Below are 9,512 nucleotides of genomic sequence, written 5' to 3'. Positions count from 1 at the left end.
CGTGGCGGCCGACAACCGATTGCAGATTCAGCTTGAACAGGACTTGCTCGCCGCCCTCGCCATCTGAGGCGGGCGGGCAGCATCAACATATGACCGACAGCAATTCGCCGAAGCGCAAGACGCTAGGTATCAAGGCCGCCAGCGACACCGGCACGGCCGCGCGCAAGACCGGTACCCGCCCCGTGCGCGTGTCCGACCTGAACCGCAAGCGCGTGCAAGCCGTCTCCGAAGGCATCAAGCGCGCCCAGGAGCGCGCCGGCGGCAAGACCGGCGGCCGTCCGGCCCAGGGCGAAGCGCAGGCCCGCGCGCCGCGTCCCGCTGACGGCGAACGCCAGGCACGCCCGCGCCGCCCGGAAGGCGGCGAGGCGCGTCCGCGCCGCTTCGGCGATGACGAAAGCCGTCCCCGCCGTTATGGCGATGACCGGGGCGAGGCACGTCCGCGCCGCTTCGAAGGCGGCGAGGCGCGCCCGCCGCGCCGCTTCGGCGACGACGACAACCGCCCGCGCCGCACTGGCGATGACCGGGGCGAGGCACGTCCGCGCCGTTTCGAGGGCGGCGATTCGCGTCCGCCGCGCCGTTTTGGCGACGACGACAACCGCCCGCGCCGCACGGGCGACGATCGCGGCGAGGCACGTCCGCGCCGTTTCGAAGGCGGCGAAGCGCGCCCGCCGCGCCGCTTCGAGGGCGGTGATTCGCGTCCGCCGCGCCGTGCTGGCGAGGACAACAACCGCCCCCGCCGTTTCGAAGGCGCCGAATCGCGTCCGCGCCGCGTTGGCGATGACGAGAACCGCCCTCGCCGCTTCGAAGGCGCCGACTCGCGCCCGCGCCGCTATGGCGACGACGAGAACCGTCCCCGCCGCTTCGAAGGCGCCGACTCGCGTCCGCGCCGTTATGGCGATGACGACCAGCGCCCGCGCCCCGCGCCGTCGGGCGAGCGCCGCCGTGAAGGCACCGCGCCGGCACGCCGCTTCAGCGACACCGCCGACCGCATCCGCACCGCAGGCCCGGCACGCCAGCAGGCACCGGCCGCGCGCCAGGAAAAGCCCGCCCGCGCCGAGTCCAGCCACGACGATGGCCTGGTGCGCCTGTCCAAGCGCATGTCCGAACTGGGCCTGTGCTCGCGCCGCGAAGCCGACGAATGGATCCCGCACGGCTGGGTGCTGGTCGACGGCAAGCCCGTGACCGAACTGGGCAGCCGCATCCGCCCCGACGCCGAGATCGAGATCATGCAGGAAGCGCGCTCCGAACAAGGCGAGCGTGTCACGGTGCTGCTGAACAAGCCGGTGGGCTACGTCTCCGGCCAGGCCGAAGACGGCTACGAGCCGGCCGCGGTGCTGTTCACCCCCGAGAACCAGTGGGAAGGCGATCCCACGCGCAAGCGCTTTGCCCCGTGGCAACGCAAGAGCCTGGCACCCGCCGGCCGCCTTGATATCGACTCAACCGGCCTGCTAGTGCTGACGCAGGACGGCCGCGTCGCGCGCGCGCTGATCGGCGAGGATTCGACCGTCGAGAAGGAATACCTGGTGCGCGTGATCTGGCACTCGCCGCAGGGCGTGGTCGAGCGCAATATCAGCGCGGAATTCCCGGCCGATGATCTCGAGCTGCTGCGCCACGGGCTGTCGCTGGATGGCGTTCCCCTCAAGCCGGCCAAGGTGAGCTGGCAGAACGAGGAGCAGCTGCGCTTCGTGCTGCGCGAAGGCCGCAAGCGCCAGATCCGTCGGATGTGCGAGCAGGTCGGGCTGCAGGTGGTCGGCCTCAAGCGCGTGCGCATGGGACGCGTGGTGCTGGGGGACCTGCCGCCGGGCAAGTGGCGGTTCCTGGGGCAGTTTGAGAAGTTCTGATTCCGGAATTCGCCGACACAAAAAAACCGGTCCTGGGGACCGGTTTTTTTGCGCCTTGCGCGGGTTCGATACCGCGCCGCACAGCTCTTCAATCGTCGTTATTCGGCGGCAGATCCGGAAACAACACCTCCGTAAACCCAAACTGCCTGAAGTCCTTGATCCGCATCGGATAGAGGATCCCCTGCAGGTGGTCGCACTCATGCTGCACCACACGCGCATGGAAGCCCTCGGCCACGCGCTCGATGCGGTTGCCCATCAGGTCATGGCCGCTGTACTTCAGCCGCAGGTGGCGCGGCACCACGCCGCGCAGGCCGGGGACGGACAGGCAGCCCTCCCAGCCGTCCTCCATCTCGTCGGACTCCATTTCCAGCACCGGATTGATCAGCACTGTCTTGGGCACGGTCGGCGCGTCCGGGTAGCGCGGGTTGCGGTCGAAGCCGAAGATCACCACCTGCAGGTCCACGCCGATCTGCGGCGCGGCCAGGCCCGCGCCGTTGGCGTGGTCCATGGTGTCGAACATGTCTTCGATCAGCGTGCGCAGCTCCGGCGTATTGAAGCGCTCCACCGGCCGCGCCACCTGCAGCAGGCGCGGATCGCCCATCTTGAGAATCTCGCGGATCATGGTTGTTTCCCCGGTTATTCCTGTGCCGGCGCGGCGCCGGCCTCTGCCAGCAGCGCCAGCATGCCGGCCTCGTCCAGCACCGGCACGCCCAGCGCCTCGGCCTTGTCGAGCTTGCTGCCTGCCTCGGCGCCCGCGACCACGTAGTCGGTCTTCTTCGATACCGAACCCGCCACCTTGGCGCCGGCGGCTTCCAGCAGTTCCTTGGCGTCCTCGCGCGACATGGTGGGCAGCGTGCCGGTCAGCACGAAGGTCTTGCCCGACAGTGGCGCCGGGGCCTTGGCCACCGGCTCGCTTTCCGTCCAGTGTACGCCTGCGGCGCGCAGTTGTTCGATGACCTCGACGTTGTGCGGCTCGGCAAAGAAGTGCGCGATCGACTGCGCCACCACCGGGCCGACGTCGTTCACCTCCAGCAGCGCGGCTTCGTCGGCTGCCATCAGCGCATCGAGCTTGCCGAAATGCCTGGCCAGGTCCTTGGCGGTGGCTTCGCCCACATGGCGGATGCCCAGCGCGAAGATAAAGCGGTTCATGGTGGTCTCGCGCGACGCGTCGATCGCCGCCACCAGGTTGGCCGCCGACTTGTCGGCCATGCGCTCCAGCGCGGCCAGCTTGGCCACGCCCAGCTTGAACAGATCCGCCGGCGTGCGCACGATGCCCTGGTCGACCAGTTGCTCGACCAGCTTGTCGCCCAGGCCTTCGATATCCATGGCGCGCCGCTGCGCGAAGTGCAGCAGCGCCTGCTTGCGCTGCGCGGCGCAGATCAGGCCGCCGGTGCAGCGGGCGATGGCTTCGTCTTCCAGCTTTTCGATATGCGAGCCGCAGACCGGGCAGGCAGTCGGCATCACGAACGCGCGCGCATCGTCGGGGCGGCGTTCGGTCACCACGGCGACCACCTCCGGGATCACGTCGCCGGCGCGGCGCACGATCACGGTGTCGCCGATATGCACGTCCTTGCGGCGGATCTCGTCCTCGTTGTGCAGCGTGGCGTTGGTCACCGTGACGCCGCCGACAAACACCGGCTTGAGCCGCGCCACCGGCGTGATCGCGCCGGTGCGGCCGACCTGCACTTCGATGTCCTCGACGATGGTGGTCATTTCCTGCGCCGGGAACTTGTGCGCCAGCGCAAAACGCGGCGCGCGCGAGACAAAGCCCAGGCGCTCCTGTTCGGCCAGTGCGTTGACCTTGTAGACCACGCCGTCGATGTCATACGGCAGCGCGTCGCGGCGCTGGCCGATATCGCGGTAGAAATCCAGCAGGCCCTGCGCGCCCTTCACCACCGCCCGGTCCTTGCACACTGGCAGACCCAGCGCGGCAAAGCCGTCGAGCATGGCGCTGTGGGTGGGCGGACGGTCCACGCCCTGCAGCTCGCCCAGGCCGTAGGCGAAGAACGACAGCGGCCGCTTGGCGGTGATGCGCGGATCGAGCTGGCGCAGGCTGCCCGCGGCGGCGTTGCGCGGGTTGACGAAGGTCTTCTCGCCGGCCTCGGCCTGGCGTTCGTTGAGCTTGTCGAAGTCGCCGCGGTACATGAAGACTTCGCCCCGCACTTCAAGCACGGCGGGAGCCTGGCCGCGCAGCTTCAGCGGGATCGCCTTGATGGTGCGCACGTTGACCGTGACATCTTCGCCGGTCTCGCCGTCGCCGCGGGTGGCGGCCTGCACCAGCCTGCCGTCCTCATAGCGCAGCGACATGGCCAGGCCGTCGAACTTCAGCTCGCAGGCGTACTCGACCGCATCGGCCGCGCTGAACAGGTCCTGCTCGCCGGCTGCGGGCGCGGTGCGGCCCAGGCCCTGCGCGCAGCGGCGGTCGAAGTTCAGCACGTCGTCGTCGGCGAAGCCGTTGTTGAGCGACAGCATCGGCACGCGGTGGCGCACCGAATCGAAGGCCGACAGCGGCTCGCCGCCCACGCGCTGGGTGGGCGAGTCCGGCGTCTGCAGTTCGGGATGCTCCAGCTCCAGCGCCTGCAGCTCGCTGAACAGCGCGTCGTACTCGGCGTCGGGAATGGTAGGCGCGTCCAGCACGTAGTACTGGTAGTTGTGGCGATCCAGCTCGTCGCGCAGCCAGGCCACGCGCTTGGCGGCGGCTTCGGGCGGCAAGGGGCCGGCGGGCGCGGAGGCATCTGCCTGCGCGCCGCGGTGTGTTGCGGTCATGGCAGGCTCCGGCTAGATACTGAACAGGCGCTGCGCCACCAACGAACCGGCCGGCATGCCGCGCGCTTCCAGCTTGTTGTACAGCGTTTCAAGCTGGCTGAAGATCGCGACGAACGAGGCCTCGGTCAGCGGCCGCATATTGTCGTCGACCAGCTGCGCGCCCATGCGCTGGGCCAGCGTGTGACCGTATTCGCACACGGTCTTGAACGGCTTGGCGGCCTGGTCGGCCACCGGCACGTCGAGCAGCAGCGTGATCTGGCGGCCGGCCTTGACGGTCAGGTCGTCGCGCAGGAAGTTGGTGTCGCCGAACTGCAGCGTGAACAGCGGACGCTGCACGCCCTCGGCATTGGCCTGGTAGCGGATAAAACGCGTGCCGTCGCGCGACAGCACCAGCCCGTCCTGCGTGGCAACGTTCTGCACGTACGCCGCCGACCACGGCGCGCCATCCGAGATCACGTTGACGCCCAGCTGCACGTCGCAGCCGGCGGCAAAGCCGTCGAGCTCGCGCGCATTGGCGACGGTCTCGCTCATGTCCGGCAGGTCGGCCGAAGCGTCGAGCGACTCGGCCAGCGACTCCACCGCGGTGATGAACTCCGAAAATTCCAGCGCGTTGAGCGGGCCGCCGCGGTTGGCCAGCTGCACGCCGACCTGCAGGTCTTCGTACTGGTGGCCGGCGGTGACCGGCTCCCATGCATTGGCTTCGGTGCGCAGGCCCTCGATATGGACCTGCTTGGTGCCGGCGCGGCGCAGCCGGCCGGTCAGCGGCAGGATGCGGTCACCGGAGGCCTTGCGCTCAAGGTGCAGGGGCACGATGCAGTCGATCAGCGGATCGATCAAGGCAGGCGTGGGCTGGCCATCGGGCACGGCGGCCACCGGAGCTGGGGCGGGTGCAGGTGCGGGAACCGGGGCCGGAGTGGCCTCGGCTTTGGCTTCAGCCTCGTCCTCGGCGGCCTCGGCATGCGTCGCGGCGGTCGCGACGGACACTTCCTCGGCGACGACTTCGTCGGCGTCCGCGGTGCTTGCGGCGGCCGCAGCGGCGGCAGCCGCATGGTTGCTGTCCGTCGCCACCGCGGCACCGGCCGTGGCCTGCGCCGGAGATAGCGTCGGCTCACGCCGCGGTGCCTGTTCGGCAGCGGCTTCGTGCAGGCGCGCGGCGGTTTCCGGCGCGGTACCCTGCCCGACCACCGGCTCGCGCATCGGCGGCAGGTCGTCTTCGGGGCTGAGCTCGCGCGGGCGGCGCGCCTTGCGGATCTGCCACTGGTTGTAGCCGAACACCAGTACCACGAAAACCAGGCCCGCGACGATCAGCGCGGTCTGCAGGTCCATGTTCAGTTTCATGCTGCCTCCGCCATCGAAACCGCCGCGTCCATATCCACGGCCACGATACGCGAAACGCCCTGCTCCTGCATGGTCACGCCAATGAGTTGATGAGCCATTTCCATGGCAATCTTGTTATGTGAGATGAAAACGAATTGAGTCTTGTCCGACATGCGCGCCACCATATTGGCGTAGCGTTCGGTGTTGGCGTCGTCCAGCGGCGCGTCCACCTCGTCCAGCAGGCAGAACGGTGCCGGGTTGAGCTGGAACATGGCAAACACCAGCGCAATCGCGGTCAGCGCCTTCTCGCCGCCCGACAGCAGGTGGATGGTCGAGTTCTTCTTGCCCGGGGGCTGCGCCATCACCTGCACGCCGGCGTCGAGGATTTCCTCGCCGGTCATGATCAGGCGCGCCTGGCCGCCGCCGAACAGCGACGGGAACAGCTCGCCGAAATGATGGTTGACCTGGTCGAAGGTGCCCTGCAGCAGCGCGCGGGTTTCCTGGTCGATTTTGGCGATCGCGTCTTCCAGCGTATTGATGGCGTCGTTCAGGTCGGCCGACTGCGCATCGAGGAAGGTCTTGCGTTCGCGCGCCGCCGCCAGTTCATCGAGCGCGGCCATGTTGACCGGGCCCAGCGCGTTGATGGCGTTGTTGATGCGCGTGACTTCGCCCTGCAGGTATGACGGCTTCAGATCGCCGGTCAGCTTGTCGGCCAGCGCGGCCTCGTCCACTTCGGCCGCGGTCAGCTGCTCGCTGAACTGCTCCTGGTTCAGGCGCGCGGCCTGTTCCTTGAGCTGCAGCTCGGTGATGCGGTCGCGCAGCGGCTGCAGGCTGCGCTCGGCGGCCAGGCGCTGCTCGTCGTGCTGGCGCAATTGCGCCGACAGCGCATCGAGTTCGGTGCGCGCGATGGTGAGCTTTTCTTCCTTCTCGGCGCGGCGCTCCAGCGCTTCCTGCAGGCCGGTATGCGCGGTCTGCTCGTTGATGGTCTCCAGCTCGGCGCGGGCGTTTTCCAGCGATTCGGCGATGCGTTCGGCCTGGTCGGCGGCCACCTGGATATTGCGGCGCAGCTCGTCGATGCGGCTGGCCAGGTTGCGCTCGGCAAAGAGGGCTTCCTGTGCGGCGCGCTCGAAATCACGCAGCTGGTGGCGCGCGCCCGAGAGCTTGCTGTCCAGCGCCTCGAAGGCCATTTGCTGGTCTTCGTGAGTGGCCTGCATCTCTGCCAGCGCGGCGTCATGCTGCTCGAAGCTGGCTTCGGATTCGGCCCGGATGGCGCGTTGTTCCTCGATCTGCGCGTGGATTTCGTCCAGCTCCTCGCGGATCTGGCCGCTGCGGGCGGAGTAGCGCTCCATCGCCTGCGACAGCTTGAGCACGTCCATCTGCAACGCGTGCACGCGGCGGGTAGCCTGCTCGGCGCGCGCGCGGGCATCGCCGAGCCCCTGGCTGGCCTGGGTGTAGGCCGCTTCGGCACGCACCGCCTGGGTCTTGGCTTCGTCGGACAGCAGCAGCTGCGCGCGCGCCTGCTTCTGCAGATTTTCGATCTCCTGCTCGCGCGCCAGCATGCCGGCCTGCTCGGAATCGGCGGCGTAGATCTGGATGGCGTTGCGGCCCACCAGGTGGCCCTCGGCCACGACGAACGACGCGCCGTCAGGCAGCGTGTTGCGTGCGGCCAGCGCCTGCGCCATGTCGGTGGCGACATAGATATCGGCCAGCCAGTCCTGCATCACGGCGCGGATGCCCGGCTCAGTGATCTGGACCAGCGACATCAGCGGGCGCAGGCCGGCAGGCGTTTCCAGCGGACGGGCGGCGGCCGGCGGCGAGTAAAACGCCAGCTTGGCCGGCGGCGCGTCGGACAGGAAGGCCTTGACCCAGTCCAGGTTCGACACTTCCAGCGCGGCCAGCTTCTCGCGCAGCACGGATTCGAGCGCGTTTTCCCAGCCCGGCTCGATATGGACCTTCTTCCACAGGCGGGGCAGCTCGGCCAGCTCATGCCTGGCCAGCCACGGCTGCACCTTGCCGTCGGTCTGCACGTTCTCCTGCAGCTGGCGCAGCGCCGACAGGCGCGCCTCCAGCGTGGCGATTGCGGAGGCTTCGCTGTGCACGCGCGCCTGCGCGGCGCGGCGCGCTTCGTCCAGGCGCGGCACGCTCTCTTCGGCGTCGGCCAGCACGGCCTGGGCTTCCTCGACCAGCGCTTCCTGCTCGGCCAGCTCGGCGCGGGCCTGCTCCAGGCGGGTCTCGTCGGGACGGTCCAGGCCCTTTTCTTCCGCCGACAGGCGTTCGCGGCGCTGTTCCAGCTGCTGCAGCATCTGGTCGGCGCTGCGCTGCTGCGCGGCTTCGAGCTTCAGGGCCTGCTCGGCCTGCATGATGCCGGCGCGCTGCTCGTTGAGCAGTTGCTGGGCGTCGCGCCATTGCCCTTCCAGCGTCGGCAGTTCGTCGTTCTTGTGGGCGACGGCTTCCTGCGCCTCGACCGTGCGGCCTTCGGCCACGGCCAGGTTTTCTTCGGCCTGCGCCAGCTCGTCGGTGGCCTGTTCGGCCTTGCCCTGCCACTGCTCGCGCTGCCCGGTCAGCGCGGCGATCTGGGCCTGCACGCGATTGCGCGATTCCACCACGTAGCGGATCTCGGCTTCGAGCTTGCTAACTTCGGCGTTGGCCTCATACAGCGCGCCCTGCGCGGCGTGCATGCCATCGGACGCCGCGTAATGCGCGGCGCGCATGGTTTCGAGCTCGGCTTCGACATGGCGCAGCTGCGCGGTCTGCGCTTCCAGGTCGATCTGGGCCTGCTCGATGGCGCGCTGGTGGCGTTCCTGCTCTTGCTGGGCCTCGCGCTTGCGCAGCAGCCACAGCAGGTGCTGCTTTTCTTCGCCGTCGGCATGCAGCGTCTTGAAGCGTTGCGCCACCTCGGCCTGGCCTTCCAGTTTTTCGAGGTTGCTGCCGAGTTCGCGCAGGATGTCCTCCACGCGGGTCAGGTTCTCGCGCGTGTCGGACAGGCGGTTTTCGGTTTCGCGGCGGCGTTCCTTGTACTTGGACACGCCCGCGGCTTCTTCCAGGAAGATGCGCATGTCATCGGGCTTGGCCTCGATGATGCGCGAGATCATGCCCTGCCCGATGATGGCGTAGGCGCGCGGGCCCAGGCCCGTGCCCAGGAAGATGTCCTGGATGTCGCGCCGGCGCACCGGCTGGTTGTTGATGTAGTAGGACGAAGTGCCGTCGCGGGTCAGCACGCGCTTGACCGCGACTTCGGCGTACTGGCTCCACTGGCCGGCGGCGCGGCCCTCGGCATTGTCGAACACCAGTTCGACACTCGCCCGGCCGGCCTGCTTGCGCGCGGTGGAGCCGTTGAAGATGACGTCCTGCATGGATTCGCCACGCAGCTCTGACGCACGTGACTCACCCAGCACCCAGCGCACCGCATCGATGATGTTCGATTTGCCGCAGCCGTTGGGACCTACGATGCCGACCAGTTGGCCGGGCACTTGAAAATTGGTGGGATCGACAAATGACTTGAAGCCCGCCAGCTTGATCGAGGATAGTCGCACGGTTTCTCGTGTGGTATCGGCCACTCCGGTATCGGAACCGGGTCGGCCTGGTATC

General features: G+C 68.6%; 5 protein-coding genes. 1 reads left to right on the top strand and 4 read right to left on the bottom strand.

Annotated features, from left to right (window positions below; all coding sequences use genetic code 11):
• Positions 1-89 precede the first annotated feature (89 nt).
• Positions 90-1,841 carry a pseudouridine synthase gene (locus tag AC3WRR_RS15800; RefSeq protein WP_011615473.1) on the top strand — a complete coding sequence of 584 codons (1,752 nt, stop codon included), beginning with the start codon at positions 90-92 and terminating at the stop codon, positions 1,839-1,841.
• Between the two features lie 88 nt (positions 1,842-1,929).
• Here the strand turns inward: AC3WRR_RS15800 and def are convergent, their stop codons facing one another.
• Genes def through smc form a run of 4 tightly spaced genes read right to left on the bottom strand, consistent with a single transcriptional unit; the run spans position 1,930 to position 9,457 of the window.
• Positions 1,930-2,463, bottom strand: coding sequence for a peptide deformylase (gene def, locus AC3WRR_RS15795; RefSeq protein WP_010814172.1), 534 nt, complete (start codon positions 2,461-2,463; stop codon positions 1,930-1,932).
• Positions 2,464-2,477: 14 nt separating this feature from the next.
• Positions 2,478-4,607 (bottom strand): NAD-dependent DNA ligase LigA, encoded by a 2,130-nt coding sequence (gene ligA / locus AC3WRR_RS15790; protein ID WP_010814173.1) that lies wholly within the window; start codon positions 4,605-4,607, stop codon positions 2,478-2,480.
• Positions 4,608-4,619: 12 nt separating this feature from the next.
• The gene (locus AC3WRR_RS15785; RefSeq protein WP_037024882.1) at positions 4,620-5,945 is read right to left on the bottom strand and encodes a cell division protein ZipA C-terminal FtsZ-binding domain-containing protein; all 1,326 of its coding nucleotides are present in this window, start codon (positions 5,943-5,945) and stop codon (positions 4,620-4,622) included.
• Positions 5,942-9,457, bottom strand: coding sequence for a chromosome segregation protein SMC (gene smc, locus AC3WRR_RS15780; RefSeq protein ID WP_010814175.1), 3,516 nt, complete (start codon positions 9,455-9,457; stop codon positions 5,942-5,944). The genes AC3WRR_RS15785 and smc overlap by 4 nt, the downstream gene beginning before the upstream one ends.
• Positions 9,458-9,512: the final 55 nt, after the last annotated feature.

Source organism: Cupriavidus sp. FW305-3-2-15-C-LB2 (genome assembly GCF_058787575.1).
The sequence above is the reverse complement of the archived record's forward strand: the minus strand, read 5'-3'. Positions and strand labels throughout refer to the sequence as shown.